Raw genomic sequence first — 18,903 nt, 5'->3', positions numbered from 1 at the left:
TCACCTGTTACTAAACCGGCTCTGAACCTGATCACCACGGTTGATCTGTGGGTACGGTACCTCTATACGAATTTCCATTTCCAGACAGCCGCCTTTACGTTAGATGAAGGCGGCTGTCTGTGTTAAAAAATGTGACAATCCACTGATTTTTCGCCAGCTACTTGCATCTACGAAATAATTCGTATAGGTTTACTACGAAATTATTCGTAGATAGATGACACGACCAACCGACTCCGAATTAGAGATCCTGCATGTGCTCTGGAAACACGGTCCGCGCACGGTACGGCAAGTAAACGACGAACTGAGTCAGCAACGCGAGATTGGCTACACAACCACGCTGAAACTGATGCAGATCATGCACGAGAAAGGCCTGCTAACCCGCTCTGAAGACGCCAAATCGCACGTGTACACGGCAGCGCTGGGCGAGCAGGAGGCCCGGCAAACGATGATCGACCGATTTCTGGAAACCACATTTCGGGGGTCGGCTTCGCAGCTGGTGATGCAGGTGCTGGGGCGGCATAAAGCCAGCGCCGACGAATTAGACGAGATCAAAAAACTCTTAAACAACCTGGAAAATGAAGCTGACTAACTGGTTCAGCAGTTCTATTGCCGAGGCCCTCGGCTGGACGCTGATTCACGCCCTTTGGCAGGGCTTCGCGGTGGTGCTGATCATCGCCGTATTCTTACATCTGGCGCGTCGAGGTCGGGCTGCGCTTCGGTACCAGATCGGTATGAGTGGCCTGTTCCTGCAGGTGCTGGCCTCGCTGGGTACGTTCGCCTGGTACTACGAACCGCGTTCGCTGGCCGGGCCAGCTTTGGCAGCGCCTTCGATCAACAACGTACCTACACCGTTGCTGACCGCCGCCAATGAGTCGTGGCTGGTTGGTATGCAATCGTTTCTGCATGCCCACCTGGCCGAAGTCGTTTGGCTGTGGCTCATTGGCGTTGGCGTTTTCGGTATACGGCTCGCAGGCGGCTGGGCCTACGTGCAGCGGTTACGAATGGCCGCTACGCTACCCATTCCGCCCACACTTTCAGCCGCTACAGCCCGAATTTCGCAGAGCATGAACGTCTCGGCACGCGTACAGGTAACGGCCCGGCTGACGGGTCCGCTCGTTGTAGGCATGGTCAAACCTGTGGTTTTATGGCCAATTGGCCTGCTGGCTGGCCTGAGCACGGCCGATATAGAGGCTATTCTGGCGCATGAACTGGCCCACGTTCAACGGAACGATTACTTGCTCAATATGGTACAGTCGACCATTGAAGCGCTGTATTTCTTTCACCCGGCGTTATGGTGGCTGTCGGCGCGGGTACGGGAAGAGCGCGAACATTGCTGCGATGATCTGGCCGTTTCTATCATCGGCGACGCCCGTGTATTGGCTAGAGCCTTGGCCAACGTAGAGGAATGGCAACGCGGCCTGGCACCCGCGCCATCTCTGGCTATGGCTTTCGCCAGCAAACGGCAACTCCTGCTCCAGCGCGTTCGGCGGATATTGGGCGTGCCAACGAGCCCCCTGGTATCAAATGGCAGCCTGGTTGGCCTGACGCTCTTCACGACGCTACTGGTCAGTGTGTCGGTATACGCCATTCAGCCGGTTAACCAGCCGAAGCCCGCCCGGGCTGCCTGGCCCAAACCCACCCGTCGGCATTCAGTGAGCACCGACAGCGAATACGGCATGATCGACAGCCGACGCATTGGGTACGTTATCTGGAAAGGCCAGAAACTCACCGCCGCCCGCGTGGCCACCTTGCAACGCCAACTCGATCTGGTGATGGCCGGCAACCTATCGCTCGACGTGGTGAAGCAACCCAACCGAGACATCCTGCTGACGATCATCGAGAAGAACGTGGCCTTTGATGCAGGGATGAAAGCACTCAGCGAAGGCATGGCCCAGATTGACTACTCTACTATTGACCTATCTGCGACTGCCAACGTACCCGCTACGCCAGAACCGCCAACGGTAGACGTACCTGATCCAGCACCTGCTTTAGCCAGTGATACGTCCCGGCTTCGGGCCGTTCAGCAGCAACTGGAACTGCTCACGAAACAGATGAAAGAACTGATGGCCGAACGTCAGCCCATGGCCGACAAGCTGACCAGGGAGATGGCCGAACTGGCAGCCAAGAACGGCGATTACCAGAAGCAGATGAGCCCCTACACAAGCCAGATTGGCCAGCTGGCGAAACAGCAACGGGCATTGGCAGCCAAAATGGTCACGCTGCACCGGGAAACCCAAATGCTCTCAAGCCAGAACTCGGCGAAGGCAAAATCATTGCTTCAACAGAAAGAAGCGCAGGCAGGCAGGCTCGAAAAGCAACTCGACGAACTGGATGCGCAGATGGCGAAACTAGACGCCAAGCTGGAGCCCCTAAACGCCCGCCTGGAACCGTACCAGAATCGGCTGGAAATGCTGGCCGATTCGATTGAAAAGCTCTACGAGCCAACCAACGCACTGTCGGAAAAGATAGGCGAGTTGTCGGAGCAATTTTCTGAACAGGCCGAAAAGCAAGCCGAAGAAGCCATGCGTCAGGCCGAGGAGATTACATCGGGTAAGCATCATGTGATCAAAGGTGACGGTATTTATTATTTCCCATCCGCTCGTTCTCCCCGTCCAGCACGCCCCGCCCGACCTCCACGCCCACCCCGGCCGGCCAAAGCACCGAAAGCACCCCGGCCAGCGGCGGATATACCGGCTATTCCAGGGGTTTCTGCCCCACCCCCCGCTCCGGTTCCGGCTATTTTACCCAAACCCGCTACCGCCCCGAAGGAACCCCGTTAGCAGACGGGCAGCGCCTTCTGCCAGCGGGCAACGTACCTAAACCGTTCTGGCTGACCATAGTCGTAAGGCAGGGAACGTACCTGATCGAGCGCGCGTCGGACGTGGGTACGTATAGCCGGGTGAATGACCAGTGGTCTACCATAGAACCACCGTTCGCGGCTGGTGAAGTCCTGCCAGTACGCGTTGAAATCGGCGTATTCCATTCGGCGCTCCACCCAGATTTCGTCGTCATTGTCGTTGAACGACATTTCGTTGCTTTCACGCCAGACAGGGGCCAGTAGATCCAGCGTTTGTGTGTACAGCTCTACTAAACCGCCCTCGTACCCTATTCTGAGCAGTAGGATATGAGGGCTTTCTGTTTCGATAGGTAGCATCGTTTGTTGTAACGCCGAATGAGAAAATTCATTCTCTACTCCCTTCTTTTCCTGGCCGGTCTGGTTGTTTCACTCTATCGGAGCGATCTAAGCGTTGAGGAACTGGCCATGCGTTACACCACACCCGCCTCCCGGTTTATGGCGCTCGACGGGATGCGGGTCCATTACCAGATTGAGGGCAACACCGCCGACTCGATACCACTGGTATTACTTCACGGAACGGGGTCTATGTTACAAACGTGGGACGGCTGGGTACATGTTCTTAAAACCGACCGGCGCATCATCCGGCTCGATCTGCCCGGCTACGCCCTCACGGGGCCACACCCCAAAAACGCCGCGTCGGGCATTTATTATGCCGACTTTCTAAACCGGTTTCTCTTCCGGCTAGGCATCAAACGCTGCGATTTGGCGGGCAATTCGCTGGGGGGAAACATTGCCTGGCATCTGGCCCTGATTCATCCCGACCGGGTTCGGCAGCTCATTCTGATCGATGCGGCGGGTTATCCGTTTACGTCTAAGTCAGTACCGATTGGCTTCAGGCTGACGCGCATACCGGGCATGGGCGGTCTGGTGGCCAGGCTAACACCCGATGCCTTGTTCCGCAGTAGTTTGACGAATGTTTATTTTGCCGACAGCCTCGTTTCTGACAAGCTGGTACATACGTATGCCGATCTGAACCGGCGCGTGGGTAACCGGGAACACTTTGTGCAGCGTAAACCCGTTCCGGATTCGCTTTGGCAGCGGATCAAGCAGATTCGTCAACCAACCCTGGTTTTATGGGGCCAACACGATGACCTGATTCCAGCCACTGTGGCCGATCGGTTTCATCACGACCTGCCCAACGACTCATTGATTGTGTATCCCAATGCCGGGCACGTACCCATGGAAGAAATTCCCACTCAAACCGCCAGCGATTATAAGGCATGGTCGCTAAGAAAACGGTGGTCACAGGCCCTGCCGCCACCAGCACTCCGGGGCTTTCCAGACAAGTAGTTCGGTTCGGTTGAGCGGTTTTAGTGGTAGATTGCCGCCGCAGCCCGAATAACCCCGGCAGACGGACATACGCGTTGTGTTCCCATCTTCTTGCTGGTCTGAATACCCAAATCCAAAATCGTCTTATCAACCTCTTTCCAATGAAATCGTTATTTCTGTTATTGCCTCTTTTGCTGGCCTTCACTGCCCCAACCAAACCTACCCGCGTTGTTTTTTTTGGTGATTCCATCACAGAAGCTGGTGCCAGACCCGGCGGTTATATCCTGAAAATTCAGGAGATGCTGGCCAAACAAAACCGCGCCGCCGACTACGAACTGATTGGTAAAGGCATCGGCGGCAACAAGGTATATGACCTTTATCTGCGGATGGAAGACGACGTACTGGCCCTGAAACCCGACGTAGTCGTGATCTACATCGGTGTGAATGATGTGTGGCACAAGAGCACCAGCGGCACCGGCACCGACGCGCCAAAATTCGTGAAGTTCTATGAAGCGCTGATCCGTAAACTACAGGCGGGTGGCAGCAAAGTCATTCTATGTACGCCTGCTGTTATTGGCGAACGGACCGATAACTCAAACGAACAGGATGGTGACCTGAACGCCTATAGCACCATGATCCGTGAACTGGCCACTAAACAGAACCTTCCCCTTGTTGACCTCAGAAAAGCCTTTATTGACTACAACCTTCAGAATAACCCAACCAACAAAGACCGGGGCATTCTGACCACCGACCGCGTACACCTCAATGAAACCGGTAACCTGTTCGTAGCCGAGCAGATGCTGGCGGCGATCGAAAAACGTTGATTGCTCGAAGCGAGCCATAGTGTCGGCCCTTTTCCATCAGAGCCGCCCTTACTTCTTCATCCGTTATCCGTACTAAAAAAGGGTATTGCCAGATCATTCAATCTGGTAATACCCTTTTTTAGTACGGGCTCGCACCCAGCTGATGGAGGCCTTATTTTTTCGTCACCCGAACCGCCGTCCGACGATTCTGCGCGCGGCCTTCCGGAGTGGCATTTGACGCCACCGGATGCTCAATACCGTAGCCTTCGGCCTCCAGGCGCGCCTGCCCAACACCGAGCCGGATCAGTTCAGCCATTGCTGCATCAGCACGGTTTTGCGACAGTTTTTTATTAGCGGCCGCATTGCCCGTGTTATCAGTGTAGCCACCAATCTTCAGATTCACCGCCGGATATGCCTTCAGAATAGCGGCAATGTTCTGCAACTGCTCGCGCGATTCGGGCTTTAGTGTTGCACTACCTGTTTCGTAAAGTAACCGATCGAAATTGAACCAGGTGGTTTTGTCTACTACCTTCGATTTGTCTTCGATAAACGCGATCAGCTTGTTCTCGATGCCGTTTGCCGGAATATTCAACTCAATGCCATCGGGCAGTTTTCTGGCACCGAATGCACCCAGCGAAGCCGCCGCATTGGCTAGTGCGCTGCCTGCGCTATCGGCCGCAGCAGCGATAGAGCTACCTGCCGAATCGACCAGTGCACCGGCGGCAGTGGCGGTAGAGTCCATCGTGGCGGTAGCATCCTGTACGGAGGCCGATGTCGTATCGCTTATGGAAGCCGATGCCGTGTCATTTGAATTACCACAACCACGCAGGAAGTAGAATAGCAGGCCAGCCACCAGCGCAGCCAGTAACCAGGGCCAGAAATTGAAACCCTTAGAGTTGTTGTCGTCATCACTGTAAGCTGGCGTATGTACGGCACGGCCAGCCCCCTCTTTACCACCGAACGAAGTAGCACCGGCCACGGCAGACCCCAATGAACCAACGGCTCCTTTGACCGCCGCGCTGCCCGAGCCAAACAGCCCGCCCAGCCCCGGAATGTTGCCCATCAGGGCCGCCAGGCCAGACGGCATAGCTGCTCCAATGAACTCGCGCTGACCGGCCACTAGCCCAACCAGGCCCGAAGCCGTTACGCCACCCTGCTGGCTCATCAGCTGACGCCCCAGCAAGCCCGTAATAACCGACCCGGCTAAGCTGAGCACACCAGATGCCGACTCGCTTTTTATGCCCGAAAACTGGGCCAGAGCGGTACTAACAAGACCGGCGCCTGGACCAAACACCGTATTGATCAGGCCACTCCCTTTCGTCATTAGCTGCTCGGGGGTATCAGAGCTAGGGGTGGCTGTCGATGAATTACCCGTAAACTGTTCAATGAGCGAGGTGAGCATACCGGGGCCGTCTGGGCTACTACTCCGTGAAATCAGGCCACTCAGAAAAACGGGCAGCGCAGCAACCAGTGCTTTCTGAACCCCGTCAGGGTTCTCGTTCAATACGCCACTTGTGCGGCTAATAACGGCATCGGTCAAATAACCTTTTGCCATCTCCAGTAAGTTAACTGCCATTAGAAAGTTGGTTTACGTACAGAGTGACCATACACCCAGTACAGATTTAGTTTATGTGTAACCAATAGCCCCACTTACCAACCAGACGGAGGATTTCCTCACAAACCCGTAGCAGCTGACTATCACTTACACGCGAAGCGTCTTATAGACGGAGCTATGTGCACAAAGTAATTCTACGGTTTATATTCTTTATCACTCAGGAACGGTGTCAGCCTTTAATCTGCTAATTTTCGGTTTCTTACTACAGCCCTGTCCCGTGAGTCAACGTTTACAAAATAGCTTCTCTGTTTGGCTCGTTCTGCTTGCCTGCTTTCTTCCACAATGGCTGGTTGCCCAACGCATACAGCTGGCCGAGGTGCCCCAAACGCTTTGTGCAGGTGCAACCCTCCCTATCAGTTTCACCGTCAATGAGCCTTTTGACGCTGGGAACACATTTCGGATCGAGATTATCAACCAGTTTCAGCAGGTTGTAGCCACGGCCACAGAGAATGTTATTCCCAGTGGGTCGTTCATCCAGATCCCTGCCACGCTGGCGCCCAGACCAGTTGAGTACACAATACAGGTAGTAGCGAATAAACCCCTGGCTGTCAGTAATAGCGTACCGCTGTTATTCAGTGGTATTCCTTCAGCTACGTTACGCCCCTTATCAGCCAGCGACGGCTCCCTTAACCCTGGCGAACCGCTCAACGTACCTGTTGCCTTAACGGGCGGGGGGCCTTACTCCCTGAGTTTTACCGACGGCACCACCCGCGACCTCGACGATGTTAGTTTGGCCACGTTGCTCTTATATCCCGACCAGACCAAAACGTACCAGCTCGCCGCTGTTACAAACCGGTGCGGGCCGGGGCGGGGAACCGGCACCGCTACGGCGCTGGTCAGGTCGGGAGGCTTGCTGGTTACGCGGCTCTCAACCACAGAGCCCTGCGCCGGTAAACCGCTCGATATCTTCTTCTCAACCGACCGGCCACTACCCGCCAACACAACCTTCAAAGTAGATCTTCAGCCACTGACGCCCCAGGCAGCCGCTTACACCCTGTCGGCCGCAGGTACTACCAGCCCGTTGCGCATCCAGATACCCGCTGGCGTGGCGGTGGGTGGTGCCTACCAACTTCGCCTGTATGCCGAAGGAGCCAACCTGTCAGCGTATTACCGGAATGCACTCGGCGATGCTATCAGCTTTATTTTACTTCGCCGTTCCCCCAGTGTAAGCCTGTCGGGTGATGTTTCGGTGGGGTTTGGTCAGGCAGGACAGCTGAAGGCCACGGTAACTGGGTTGGGGAATGGCGCCATCACCCTCAGCGATGGAACCGTTGTTCCCCTGTCGACGCTGGAGCAGGAGGGCGAGCGTCTTTTACCCGTTCAGCCAACCCAAACAACCACCTACACCGTTCGGTCTGTTAGCACAGGCTGCGGCATATACGGGCCCGAAGCGGGTAGCGGCACTGCACGGGTAACGGTTCAAACTGGCTACCGGATAGACTCCTTATCGAGCCAGTCAATTTGTGCGGGGCAATCAGTGCAGGTCTATTTCTCTACCAACGAACCCTTGTCTACCGACGCAGGCAGCTATGGCGTTCGCGGCGGTACATCCTTCACAAACAATCAGTTAAGTGGCGGCCTGATCGATTTCGTGGTGCAGCAAGTCAGGGCAGGCAGCCAGCCAAATACCGGCGTTCTTACGGTTACGGCTCGTTCTCTTCCCGCCGATTACCTCACCAATGGGTCATATACTCCTTCGAGTCGGTTAGGCGCGGGCTGGTTTTATATGCAGTTGAGCCGGGCCGGTCAGATAGGGAATGTGTATGAAAAACGGCTGGCTGTAGCCGACAAACCACAGTTGTTACTTCCAGACAGGCCAACACCGATCGCCGTGCTCGCTCCGCAGGTAGTCTCCTTCGCAGCCCAACTGGCAAGCCATACGCCCTACACGGATGTGGTGCTATCTGACGGCACCCGCATGAGTGTGCGCAGTGAGATTGGTTCGGGGCAGAAAAGCAGCGCCCTCCTGCTGGAAGTTCTGGCCAGCCAGTCAGGTACGTTCCGGGTGGTGTCGGTGCAAAACAGTTGTGGCATCGGTACCGCTCAGGGAAGCGTAGCCATACAGATACGAAACGATACCTCCGGTTTGTTCATGCGGCCCATTCCTGACCTGCTATGTGCGGGTTCAGCGCTCTCAGTAGCCTTCTCCACCCTGGGAAACATCGGGGCGGTGTCGGGTTACCGTGTTGAGATTTCAGACGATGACGGCCTGTTCCGTGGAAAATACCTGGCCACCGGCACCAGTAGCCCTATTGCCGTAACCATCCCCTCCGGCCTCTCCCTATATAACCGCATTCAGTTGCGGGTGGTCACCAGCCCGACGTCGGGAACGTTGACCCGGCAGAGCGATGCACGGACGTTTACGTACCTGGATGCGGCTCAGTTGGTTCGGCTGTCGGCAGCCGGGTCGGGGGGCACCGAACTGGTCATTCGGTCTGGCGAAACGGCCCAGCTCCGGTTGCTATCCGGCGGAAACAGTGTAGCAACCCCCACCAGAGTTGTCTTGTCTGACGGGCAGGTGGTTTCATTCAACGCCATCGGCACTGATGTATCTGTACGGCCAGCCCAAACGACCACCTACACCATCAGATCAGTACAGAATAGCTGCGGCGCAGCGGCAGGTGTGGGTACGGTTACGGTACGGGTACAGCCATTCTATGTACAGCCGCTGCTTCAGAAACAGACCTACTGCGACGGCGATTCGCTGCAAGTTCATTTACTGCTACAGGGCAGCTTATCGGCGCAGGCAACCCATTCGTTACAGATACTGCAAAACGGCAATGCGATTCAGACCCTACCCGCCCGCCTGACCGACAATCGACTGACGGCTAGCCTGCCCGCCTCATTAACGGTGGGGGCGCCCTATACCGTTCGGGTGCTGACCACTATAGGGAACGACCAGTTTTACAGCCTCCCCACTTCGGCAACCTTCCAGACGTACCGCCCTGCCCGCCTGCAACTGACACCGCCTGGTAATCAGACAGCCATAGTGCTGGAAGCCAACCAATCCAGCGTGACAGTGCAACTCACTAACCCCACCGATCCGTCGGCTACGGTGCTTTTAACGCGATATAACTACCGTATCAACGAGCAGCCGTATCGCTCTATCGACAACGTACCTGCATCGGTGCCGCTGTATGCCACCAGCACCATACCCACCTCCTACAGCCTATCGGCCGTGTATGATGCATACTGCGGATTCGGCACGGTTGCAGGAGCCGTCCGAATTTCATATCGGCCCGGTCTGCGATCACTATCAATCAATAAAACCCAGTTTTGCCGGGGTTCCGAACAGGCAATAATCAATTACGAAGTAGCCGGTGATTTCTCGGCAGATACCCGTTTTACGTTGTTTCTAATTAACAGCGCCGGGGTTCGAATTCGGGTTGGTGAATCGGCAAAGCAGGTCGACAGACTCATTGTACCCATCGATAGTGCACTGGTTTCGGGCACATACCAGTTGTCGCTGACGCTCCCCGCCGGCCTCCCCCCCTATAGCTCGTTTCCAACCATCACGATCGGAGACCGGCCCACCGTGGTGATTGCCGGCGGAAACAGCGTGCAATACAGCGACCAGTCGGTTTCCATCGGCATTCGGGTGCTGACAGGCTTCCTGCCCGTATCGATGACCCTGACCAACGGCATCACCCAAACACTGTTCGACACAGAGAATACGCTGACGTTTTCGCCCCAGCAGAGTACGAATTACCAGATCACGCGCGTCACCAATACCTGCGGTGCCGGACGGTTCAGCGGGGTAGTTTCGGTAACAGTCTTACCATCGCTTGCCAACGAGATCCGGGTGGCTTCCGTAGGGCCGCAGGGGGGGGTAACGGGAATTTGCCAGGGCGGCGCCATTCAGGTTGGGCTGACAACAAAAGGCCAGTTCGCCGCCGATAACCGGTTCACCATTTACCTCTCCGACAGCACCGGACAGAACTACCGGCCACTTACAACCCAAACGGTGAATGCCAATACCGTGTCGGCGGCCTTACCGCCCGATGCGCTGCCGGGCACGGGTTACCGGGTACGCATCGGCGCGTCGAACCCTGAACTGCTGGGCGCTTCGTCAGGTACGTTCCTGACCATCCGGCCCGGCCTTCAGGCGGCCATTTCCGGCAGCAAAAACGTATTCCGGGGCGAACTGACACCGGTTATCTTCACGATCAATAACACCGGCCCCTGGTCTGTCTCGCTCAATCACAGTATCTACGGGTTCGAGACCCTCATTATCAACACATCGCCGTTTCTGTATCAGGTACGTCCCGACGCCACAACTACGTATACGCTGCTGGGCGTTTTTAACCTGCAATGCGGCAATGGACGTGTATCGGGCCAGGTAACGTTTACCGTCTCTGACCCGCTGGCTACCGACCCAGCCTTACCGGTATCGGTGCGGGTGATGCCCAACCCAACGGCAGGTCAGCTTCGGGTAGAAGGAACATTGCCGGCACCCCGTTCTGTTATCATTCGGCTTACCGACGCGACCGGCCGAATGCTGCAAACGCATAGCCCCGGCCAAACCAGCAACCTGCGTCATGATCTTGATTTGGGTGAGTATGCTGCCGGGATATACCTCCTTACCGTTGAGGCCGATGACCGGCGTACCATTTTTAAGATAGTGAAGCAGTGAGCAAACCTGACGCTGGATGCGGGACTGAAACTGGCACGTGTCAACCAACTATTGCCAGTTCGGCATCTACCATCCGGTAGCCGACATCCAGCATCCAGTATCTTCTATACAACATGAAAAACGAATTGCATGACCGGCGGGGTTTCCTGCGAAAAAGCGCCCTGGCTACCCTGACAACCCTGGTTGGCACTGAGGTTGTTTTCGCCAATACCATACCCCGCCACTACCGTCCCCTGGGCTTCGACTATAACCCGCTGGAGGGCAAAAGTCCCGATATGAAAGTGCTGGGCGACAAACCCTGGAATGTGGAAACGCCCATTCATCTGCTGGACGACGCCGTTACACCCACCAGCAAGATGTTTATCCGCAACAACGGCCTGATTCCCGAAGCACCCGCCGACGTGAACACCTGGACGCTGACGATCAACGGCGAATCGGTGAAGGCCCCGAAAACCTATACGCTGGCCGAGCTAAAAAAACGATTCAAATCTTACACTTACCAGTTGGTGCTCGAGTGTGGCGGTAATGGCCGGTCGGGTTTTGAGCCGCAGACAACGGGCAACCCCTGGGATCAGGGCGCAGTAAGCTGCGCCGCCTGGACGGGCGTTCGGCTGGCCGATATCCTGGCCGATGTTGGCCTGAAGAGCGATGCCGTTTATATCGGGTATTACGGAAAAGACCCGCACCTCAGCCTGGACCCGGCCAAGGTAGCCATTTCGCGCGGAGTGCCGATGAAGAAAGCCATCGAAGCCGAAACGCTGATTGCTTGGGCCGTGAACGGGCAGGATATTCCACTGGCTCACGGGCATCCGTTACGGCTGGTCATTGGCGGCTGGCCCGCATCGGTATCGGGGAAATGGCTGCATACCATTGCTGTACGCAACAAAATTCACGATGGTGCCAAGATGGAAGGTCACAGCTACAAGGTGCCTATTCATCCGGTGCAACCCGGCGAGAAGATCCCCGAAACGCCCGAAAACTTCCGCATCATCGAGTCGATGCCGGTGAAGTCGCTGATTACAGCACCGGCAACAGGGGCTGTTTTCAGCGCTAAAAGACCGTTATCGGTTCGGGGGCATGCCTGGGCTGGCGACCGGGCTGTGGCGAGCATTCAAACCTCCATCGATTTTGGCGCAACCTGGCAGCCAGGTACGTTGAAACCAGCAAAAAACCGGCTCGCCTGGCAACAATGGACGGCCGAACTTTCGTTTCCTAAAGCAGGGTATTACGAAGTCTGGGTACGTGCCACTGATAGTGCCGGCATTACCCAGCCCATGGTGATTCCACAGTGGAACCCCGGCGGCTACCTGAACAACGCCTGCCACCGCATTGCCGTGAAAGCCGTGTAGCAGTTTACCCGGACGTATGCCCAAAATCTCTTCCCCATGAAGCCTTATCTTCTTTTCACCTCTCTGTGCCTGCTCCTCACCGGACTGGCCAGTTTTCGGGACGTACCTGCGCCGGAACGTACCCAGCCGATCATGCTTGCCGACACGGTGAAGATTGACCCGGAAAGTGGCCTGATCGCCGATCCGAACCTGATGATGGTGAAGACCCAATGTACAGCCTGCCATTCAACCAAGCTGATCCTGCAACACCGATTCACCCGCGCCGGCTGGACCGAGCGCATCCGGTGGATGCAGAAATACCACAAGCTCTGGAACCTCGGCGAGGCGGAAAAACCAGTACTCGATTACCTCTCTACACACTATGGCCCCGTTCCAGCCAAAGCGCAGGGGCGAAGGGCACCACTTCAGAACGTTAAGTGGTATACGTTATAACTGGCGATTACTTGTGGTGGGTCGCCGTTAATACCCGACCCACCACCATTACTTATTGCGTATAGTTTACGGGAATACGAATGCGGATGATCGTTCCGGTACCAAAGCGGGTTTCCACATCCAGACTGGCGTTGAGCAGTTCACAAAGGCGCTTCACAATATAGAGGCCAATTCCTTCCCCCTCACCTGCCTGAGCCGACATGTGCCCTATGGCCAGTGCGGGTTTTGGGCCAGGAAAAATATCAGGTGTATTCTCGCTGAACACCGCATTTGATTCAACCGCCGGGCGCAACTGATCAGACAACCACAGGGCCGACCCTGATGGTAACCCCGGCCCCGTATCCTGAATGCTTAGTAGCCAGCGAAACTGATTCTCCCGCGACCATGACACCGACACTTGACCCGAGGTTGTACTTCTGAGCGCGTTAGTCACCAGATTCTGGACAATGCGATCTATTTTGGTCGAATCACCCATTACCGGCAGTTGATCGGGGCCGTCTGCATTTAGAAACAGGCTACGCTCCTGCGCCAATGGCTGCAGCGACTCGACCAGATTGCGCAGTAAAAGCGCCGCGTCGAAAGGCTTGATTTGAAGCGTTTCCCGTCCTGCTTCCAACCGGGCCAAATCCATGAGTTCAGTCAGCATAGACGCCAGCCGGGGGAAATTCCGATGCAGGATCTGCAACATTTCGGTGCGTTCCTGCTCGGTATTGTCGGGCATATCGAGCAGCGAAGCCGCCCCCTGAATTACGCTGAAGCTACTGCGGAGATCGTGCGACGCTACCCGCAGCATTGCCCCACGCTGCCGTACCAGTTCATTCACGTTATCCAGTGCCCGTTGCAGATTTACCGCCCGTTCCATGGCCTCAGCTTTCTGGAACTCATCATACTGTGCAATACTTCCGCCGATTGCTTCATGCATAAGCGAACTGACCTGCTGATAGCCTATCATGAGCGCCCCGTGGTCAACCTTCGGCGATTGCGACCAGAACAGCCGAAGTTCGGCCAGTAGCGTTTCATGCAGATGGGCAATCTCACTAAGTATCTCGTGGAGCGAATACCCCTTGTGCCAACGATGGAGGCCATGTTCCCGGGCAATCTGGTACGGAGAAAGGGCTTCTACCTCAGTTTGAAGGCGTTTCTCCAGCACATCCAGCATCGACGGCACCTGATCGGTAAATTCTTCCCGGGTTAACCCATCAAGAATATTTAGGCTGGCGTCTGCTTCGCAGATTGTTCGCCAGTTACCCATAATCGCTTCCCGTCGGCTTAATAAAAACGTCGCCAGTTGCGCCAACTGTGTACCCTGTGTAGGTGCTTCGTGGAGCATTTTTGTTGTAATAATGTGTTTAATTGAAACAGGCGAATATAGGTTACAACTGCCTGAAAACTGTTACCTAGTTTAATAAGCGAAAGTACTTAATAGACCCAATAAAAATTAACTGGTAACGGGGTAAATACGTTTCTTCGGAAGATTAGGTTGCCTTTAGTCCTGATAGTAGATAGTGTTCAAAGCTAGTAAAGACCCGTTATATTTGCTTTACCACCGCACATCTCCATGGCTGTAAGCTGTAAAGGTCATGTCCACCTTTTTAACGAGTCTCAATGTCCGTGAATTCGACCAATCGTAACCAAACCTTACTCGTCGTTGAAGATAATCCTGACCACCAGGTGCTTCTACGGTATGTAATCCAGCGTAGTCTAGCGAATACAACACCTATTTTCACGGATTCGGCTGATCAGGCGATGGCCTATCTGAATGAGTGTGTAACAAATAAGGTCTCTCCCCCCAAACTGATTCTATTGGATTTGTATCTTCCTAAAGCAGAATTTGGCTGGCAATTTCTACGGCAGGTGAAACAAATGCCCGCTCAGGTACGTCCGCCTGTTGTAGTACTCAGTATTTCGCGCGAAGAAGATGACATTGCTCAGGCCTACCAACTAGGTGCAAGCTCGTTCATCTCCAAACCAATCGGCGAAGCGCAGTGGCTCACGTATTTCGAAACCATCCGCCGCTACTGGTGGGAGACCGTAGTGCTTCCGAACCAATAAGTTTACTGTTCACTGCCTTCCTGACCGGGGAATCTGTATCATAAGCAGGGCTACAGAAGACCGTAAACTCATTCACTCATGAAAAAACTCCTCCTTTTCACCCTGCTGCTGGCAGGTTGCCAGACAAGCTACCACTTGACAGGGCAGCAAAATAACCGGCTGGCAGTTGATGGGTCTGTTGTGGCCGATACAAGCACCGTTCGCTGGCTGATGCCCTACAGGCAGAACCTGGATAAAACCATGAACGAGCCCCTGGTTACGTTTACTGAACGGCTCGAAAAGAAAGCACCGGAGTCGGCACTCGACGATATCCTGGCCGATGCCCTGCTGGTACAGGCGGGGAAACGATATGGCAAAGCCATCGACGTGTCGCACCTCAACTATGGCGGCATTCGGAACGGCTTGCCGGCCGGGGCGGTCACTACGGGCAACGTGTTCGAAGTAATGCCGTTTGATAATCAACTGGTAGTACTGACCCTCACAGGCACCCAACTGATGCAGTTTCTCAATCATTTTGCCGCCAACGACGAAGCCCTCGTTGTGGGGGGCGTTCGGGTGCGGATGGCCAATAAGACCATCAACAGCGCCACACTTGGTAATGGGCGCGCTATCGTACCCGGCGAAACCTACACCGTTGCCATGAGCGATTACATTGCCAATGGCGGTAGCGGGGCTGATTTTCTGAAAACAATAACGGCGCGTGACAACGTCAATTACCTCATCCGCGACGCCCTGATCGAATATTTCCGCGAGCAGGGAAAAGCCGGCCAACCCGTAACACCCAAAGCAGATGGACGCATTACAATCGAATAGACGCCGGTTTCTGAAACACCTGGGTGCCGCTGCTGTGGTTGGCGCGCTGCCCCTCCCCGACCTGCTGGCTGGCAACGGTGCAAAAACCACGTCGCTGACCATTCTCCATACCAACGACGTACATAGTCGCCTCGATCCGTTCCCGATGGATGGTAGCCGTAACGCCGGGCGCGGGGGAATTGCCCGGCGCATGACGCTGGTGCAGCAGATACGTACCCAGAACCCCAACGTGCTATTGTTCGATGCGGGCGATATTTTTCAGGGTACGCCGTACTTCAACCTGTATAAAGGTGAGCCCGAGATTCTGGCCATGAACCGGCTTGGCTACGACGCGGGCACCATCGGCAACCACGATTTCGACGGAGGGATCGACAACATGCGCGATCAGTTCAGCAAAGCCAGTTTCCCGTTCCTGATCGCCAATTACGACTTCAAGAATACGGTTATGGACGGACGGACCCAGCCGTATCGTGTGTTCAAAAAAGATGGCGTACGTATCGGTGTTTTTGGTCTGGGTATTCAGCCGAACGGCTTAATCTCAGACAACATGTACAAAGAGACAACGTACCTGGACCCGATCGAAACCAGCGCATCCGTTGCCCGTAAACTTCGCGCCGACGAACACTGCGATTACGTGATCTGCCTGTCGCATCTAGGCTATAAATACCAGGACAATACCGTTTCTGACCTTGTTCTCGCCGGTAAAAGTCAGGATATCGATCTCATCATCGGCGGTCACACACACACGTTCCTTGAGGCGCCCGTTTCGGTTAAAAATGCCGATGGCAAACCAATGTGGGTAAATCAGGTTGGTTTCGGCGGCATTAACCTGGGCCGTATTGATCTCACCTTCGAGAAAGGCAAAGCTACCGTTACCAACGGCCAGGCGGTATCGGTGGGTTGAAAGTCTGAAATAGTCGGTAGTCGATAGTCTGGAAAGTCGGTTTAGTGTTGCTTACGCGTCAGTAATTCGCTTGCGTAGGCAACACTAAACCGACTTTCCAGACTATCGACTACCGACTATCGACTTTTCACCCTTATTTTTGCAGTATGAAATTTGGCGTTGTTGTATTTCCCGGTTCCAACTGCGATCAGGACGCAGTTGATGCACTTGAGCTGATGGGTCAGCCGGTTGTGAAACTTTGGCACAAAGACCATGACCTGCAGGGTTGCGACATGATCATCCTGCCCGGCGGCTTCTCTTACGGCGATTACTTGCGCACGGGTGCCGTTGCCCGGTTCTCGCCGATCATGAACGAAGTGATTGCCCATGCCAACGCGGGTGGTTATCTGATGGGTATCTGCAACGGTTTCCAGATTCTGGCCGAAGCCCATCTGGTACCTGGCGTACTGTTGCAGAACAACAGCCAGCAATACGTTTGCAAGAACATCTACCTGAAGCCCCAATCGAAGGAAGCCCTCTTAACGGCTAATCTCGAAGACCGCGCCTACCGCATTCCAATTGCACACGGTGATGGCCGCTATTTCGCCGATGCTGATACGCTGGCCCGCCTGAACGACAACGGTCAGGTGCTGTTCCGGTATTGCGACGAAGCAGGTAACATTACCGACTCGGCTAACCCCAACGGCAGCCTCGATAATATTGCGGGCGTTTGCAATGCCAACCGCAACGTATTCGGTATGATGCCTCACCCGGAACGCGCCGCCGATCCGTCTCTCGGTAATACGGATGGTCGCCTCATTCTGGAACAACTCCTGACGATGGTTCTCGCGTAAGCTTTACCGTCTTCTGCTGCGCTGCCATATCATATTACCTGCAGAGACTAGCAGCGCAACAGAAGACGGCAAACCGATTTAATTAAACTTGTTCCGGCTATCGTAAGCCAGACCCAGGCCAACACTCGACAGCTTGTTTTCGTCGGCGATGGCTGCGTTAGGAAACAATCGTTTGAACTCAGCCTGTACAGAGTGAACCTCGGTTGAGCCACCGGTAAGAATAACCAGTTCAATGGCTTTAGTGCTGATACCCGCCTCCTGAATGCACTGTTGGGCCGAGGCCGATATCTTCTCAACTTCTTCCCGAATCGCTTCATCAAACTGCCCGCGTCCGATCGGAATAAAAAAGCCTTCGTCAATAAAGTCAAGGGCTGCTTCGTGCATCTGGTTATCAGTAAGGGCAATTTTTGTTCCTTCGGCAGCGGCCAGCAGCGTGTGTCCGGTTTCGTCCTGAAGCACCTTTAGTAACCGACTGAACCGCGTTTTATCATGCGACTGGTAAAGCAACTGCTTCATCTGCATAATCAGTTTGGGCGTGTACAGGAAGTTGACCTTACTCCATTCAGACAGATCCTGGTATGGTTTCAATGGTACCTCCAGGCCTTTCTCGCCGTAAGTGCTGCGGTAGCCCAGTTCAGGCATAATAGCCGCCAGGCTTAGATCTTTGTCGAAATCATTGCCGCCAATCCGCACGCCCGTATTAGCCAGAATATCCGACGAACGATCTGGCTTATGAATAAACTTGTTGGATAGTCGGATGACCGTAAAGTCGGACGTACCGCCGCCGAGGTCAGCTACAATAGCCAGTTTTTCGCCGGTCAGTTGTGCTTCGTGGGCAAAGGCGGCGGCGATAGGTTCAAACTGAAACTCAATGTGTTTGAAGCCAACCCGTTGCGCAATAAGCGTCAACTCAGCCTGTGCCCGTGCATCAGCCGCCGAATCGTTATCAACGAAATGAACGGGCCGCCCCATCACCACACTATTAATCTCCTGGCCAGCCGCTCCGTCGGCTTTTTCTTTCAATTGTGACAGGAAGGCCGAAATGATGGTGGTAAAGTTCATGGAAGCGCCATTAACCAGCGTTCCCTGATTCATTAAGGACGTACCCAGCACCCGCTTCAGGCTGCGCATAAAACGCCCTGGCTCCCGATTCAGAAAAAGGCTGATTGCTTTCCGCCCGTAGAGCGCTTTATTGTCGCGCTGTTGAAAAAAGATGGCACTGGGAATAGTTACCGATGCGTTTTCAACCGGTACCAGGCTGATTTTCCCCTTACTGTCAATGGCAATGCTTGAATTTGACGTACCAAAATCGATTCCGCAGGAAAGTGTTGTCATACCGGTTG

The 18,903-nt window shown here is 54.8% G+C and carries 15 protein-coding genes; 11 read left to right on the top strand and 4 right to left on the bottom strand.

The genetic code is table 11. From position 1 onward, the window contains the following. Positions 1 to 214 precede the first annotated feature (214 nt). Together J2I46_RS12310 and J2I46_RS12305 are read left to right on the top strand one after the other, a co-directional pair. On the top strand, positions 215 to 589 hold the full coding sequence (locus J2I46_RS12310; protein WP_207329336.1) for a BlaI/MecI/CopY family transcriptional regulator: 375 nt from the start codon (positions 215 to 217) through the stop codon (positions 587 to 589). Next, positions 576 to 2,780, top strand: coding sequence for a M56 family metallopeptidase (locus tag J2I46_RS12305; protein ID WP_207329335.1), 2,205 nt, complete (start codon positions 576 to 578; stop codon positions 2,778 to 2,780). Before J2I46_RS12310 ends, J2I46_RS12305 begins: the two co-directional genes overlap by 14 nt. On the opposite strand, the gene J2I46_RS12300 is transcribed toward J2I46_RS12305, so the two are convergent. Continuing rightward, on the bottom strand, positions 2,777 to 3,154 hold the full coding sequence (locus tag J2I46_RS12300) for a hypothetical protein (RefSeq protein WP_207329334.1): 378 nt from the start codon (positions 3,152 to 3,154) through the stop codon (positions 2,777 to 2,779). The genes J2I46_RS12305 and J2I46_RS12300 overlap by 4 nt on opposite strands. Before the next feature lie 18 nt (positions 3,155 to 3,172). Here J2I46_RS12300 and J2I46_RS12295 point away from each other — a divergent pair, with 18 nt between their 5' ends. Continuing rightward, entirely contained in the window at positions 3,173 to 4,147 is a 975-nt protein-coding gene (locus J2I46_RS12295; protein ID WP_207329333.1) for an alpha/beta fold hydrolase, read from the top strand. A 140-nt stretch (positions 4,148 to 4,287) separates the two neighbouring features. Continuing rightward, positions 4,288 to 4,950, top strand: coding sequence for an SGNH/GDSL hydrolase family protein (locus tag J2I46_RS12290; RefSeq protein WP_207329332.1), 663 nt, complete (start codon positions 4,288 to 4,290; stop codon positions 4,948 to 4,950). A 151-nt stretch (positions 4,951 to 5,101) separates the two neighbouring features. Here the strand turns inward: J2I46_RS12290 and J2I46_RS12285 are convergent, their stop codons facing one another. Beyond that, positions 5,102 to 6,505, bottom strand: coding sequence for an OmpA family protein (locus tag J2I46_RS12285; RefSeq protein ID WP_207329331.1), 1,404 nt, complete (start codon positions 6,503 to 6,505; stop codon positions 5,102 to 5,104). Positions 6,506 to 6,761: 256 nt separating this feature from the next. Between J2I46_RS12285 and J2I46_RS33330 the strand changes: the two genes are divergently transcribed. From J2I46_RS33330 to J2I46_RS12270, 3 genes are all read left to right on the top strand, one after another. Further along, the gene (locus J2I46_RS33330) at positions 6,762 to 11,177 is read left to right on the top strand and encodes a T9SS type A sorting domain-containing protein (protein WP_207329330.1); all 4,416 of its coding nucleotides are present in this window, start codon (positions 6,762 to 6,764) and stop codon (positions 11,175 to 11,177) included. A 113-nt stretch (positions 11,178 to 11,290) separates the two neighbouring features. After that, positions 11,291 to 12,526 carry a sulfite oxidase gene (locus J2I46_RS12275; RefSeq protein ID WP_207329329.1) on the top strand — a complete coding sequence of 412 codons (1,236 nt, stop codon included), beginning with the start codon at positions 11,291 to 11,293 and terminating at the stop codon, positions 12,524 to 12,526. Positions 12,527 to 12,562: 36 nt separating this feature from the next. Continuing rightward, entirely contained in the window at positions 12,563 to 12,958 is a 396-nt protein-coding gene (locus J2I46_RS12270; RefSeq protein ID WP_207329328.1) for a hypothetical protein, read from the top strand. A 52-nt stretch (positions 12,959 to 13,010) separates the two neighbouring features. Here the strand turns inward: J2I46_RS12270 and J2I46_RS12265 are convergent, their stop codons facing one another. Then, positions 13,011 to 14,288 carry a sensor histidine kinase gene (locus J2I46_RS12265; RefSeq protein ID WP_207329327.1) on the bottom strand — a complete coding sequence of 426 codons (1,278 nt, stop codon included), beginning with the start codon at positions 14,286 to 14,288 and terminating at the stop codon, positions 13,011 to 13,013. A gap of 275 nt (positions 14,289 to 14,563) precedes the next feature. Between J2I46_RS12265 and J2I46_RS12260 the strand changes: the two genes are divergently transcribed. From J2I46_RS12260 to purQ, 4 genes are all read left to right on the top strand, one after another. After that, the gene (locus J2I46_RS12260) at positions 14,564 to 15,010 is read left to right on the top strand and encodes a response regulator (protein ID WP_207329326.1); all 447 of its coding nucleotides are present in this window, start codon (positions 14,564 to 14,566) and stop codon (positions 15,008 to 15,010) included. A 78-nt stretch (positions 15,011 to 15,088) separates the two neighbouring features. Next, positions 15,089 to 15,823, top strand: a complete 735-nt coding sequence (locus J2I46_RS12255) for a 5'-nucleotidase C-terminal domain-containing protein (protein ID WP_207329325.1) — start codon at positions 15,089 to 15,091, stop codon at positions 15,821 to 15,823. Further along, complete coding sequence (locus tag J2I46_RS12250) at positions 15,801 to 16,727, top strand: bifunctional metallophosphatase/5'-nucleotidase (protein WP_207329324.1); 927 nt, start codon at positions 15,801 to 15,803, stop codon at positions 16,725 to 16,727. The genes J2I46_RS12255 and J2I46_RS12250 overlap by 23 nt, the downstream gene beginning before the upstream one ends. Before the next feature lie 146 nt (positions 16,728 to 16,873). Continuing rightward, positions 16,874 to 17,560, top strand: coding sequence for a phosphoribosylformylglycinamidine synthase subunit PurQ (purQ, locus tag J2I46_RS12245; RefSeq protein WP_207329323.1), 687 nt, complete (start codon positions 16,874 to 16,876; stop codon positions 17,558 to 17,560). Positions 17,561 to 17,638: 78 nt separating this feature from the next. Here the strand turns inward: purQ and J2I46_RS12240 are convergent, their stop codons facing one another. Then, entirely contained in the window at positions 17,639 to 18,895 is a 1,257-nt protein-coding gene (locus J2I46_RS12240; RefSeq protein ID WP_207329322.1) for an Hsp70 family protein, read from the bottom strand. Positions 18,896 to 18,903: the final 8 nt, after the last annotated feature.

It is taken from the genome of Fibrella forsythiae (assembly GCF_017353175.1).
Classification (GTDB): Bacteria; Bacteroidota; Bacteroidia; order Cytophagales; family Spirosomataceae; genus Fibrella; species Fibrella forsythiae.
The sequence above is the reverse complement of the archived record's forward strand: the minus strand, read 5'-3'. Positions and strand labels throughout refer to the sequence as shown.

Excerpts from the sequence above, each read along its gene's own strand:
- J2I46_RS12270 (WP_207329328.1), top strand. The coding sequence starts at position 12,563 with ATGAAGCCTTATCTTCTTTTCACCTCTCTGTGCCTGCTCCTCACCGGA.
- J2I46_RS12240 (WP_207329322.1), bottom strand. The coding sequence starts at position 18,895 with ATGACAACACTTTCCTGCGGAATCGATTTTGGTACGTCAAATTCAAGC.
- J2I46_RS12295 (WP_207329333.1), top strand. The coding sequence starts at position 3,173 with ATGAGAAAATTCATTCTCTACTCCCTTCTTTTCCTGGCCGGTCTGGTT.
- purQ (WP_207329323.1), top strand. The coding sequence starts at position 16,874 with ATGAAATTTGGCGTTGTTGTATTTCCCGGTTCCAACTGCGATCAGGAC.
- J2I46_RS12285 (WP_207329331.1), bottom strand. The coding sequence starts at position 6,505 with ATGGCAGTTAACTTACTGGAGATGGCAAAAGGTTATTTGACCGATGCC.
- J2I46_RS12310 (WP_207329336.1), top strand. The coding sequence starts at position 215 with ATGACACGACCAACCGACTCCGAATTAGAGATCCTGCATGTGCTCTGG.
- J2I46_RS12305 (WP_207329335.1), top strand. The coding sequence starts at position 576 with ATGAAGCTGACTAACTGGTTCAGCAGTTCTATTGCCGAGGCCCTCGGC.
- J2I46_RS12250 (WP_207329324.1), top strand. The coding sequence starts at position 15,801 with ATGGACGCATTACAATCGAATAGACGCCGGTTTCTGAAACACCTGGGT.
- J2I46_RS12260 (WP_207329326.1), top strand. The coding sequence starts at position 14,564 with ATGTCCGTGAATTCGACCAATCGTAACCAAACCTTACTCGTCGTTGAA.
- J2I46_RS12265 (WP_207329327.1), bottom strand. The coding sequence starts at position 14,288 with ATGCTCCACGAAGCACCTACACAGGGTACACAGTTGGCGCAACTGGCG.
- J2I46_RS12290 (WP_207329332.1), top strand. The coding sequence starts at position 4,288 with ATGAAATCGTTATTTCTGTTATTGCCTCTTTTGCTGGCCTTCACTGCC.
- J2I46_RS12275 (WP_207329329.1), top strand. The coding sequence starts at position 11,291 with ATGAAAAACGAATTGCATGACCGGCGGGGTTTCCTGCGAAAAAGCGCC.
- J2I46_RS12300 (WP_207329334.1), bottom strand. The coding sequence starts at position 3,154 with ATGCTACCTATCGAAACAGAAAGCCCTCATATCCTACTGCTCAGAATA.
- J2I46_RS12255 (WP_207329325.1), top strand. The coding sequence starts at position 15,089 with ATGAAAAAACTCCTCCTTTTCACCCTGCTGCTGGCAGGTTGCCAGACA.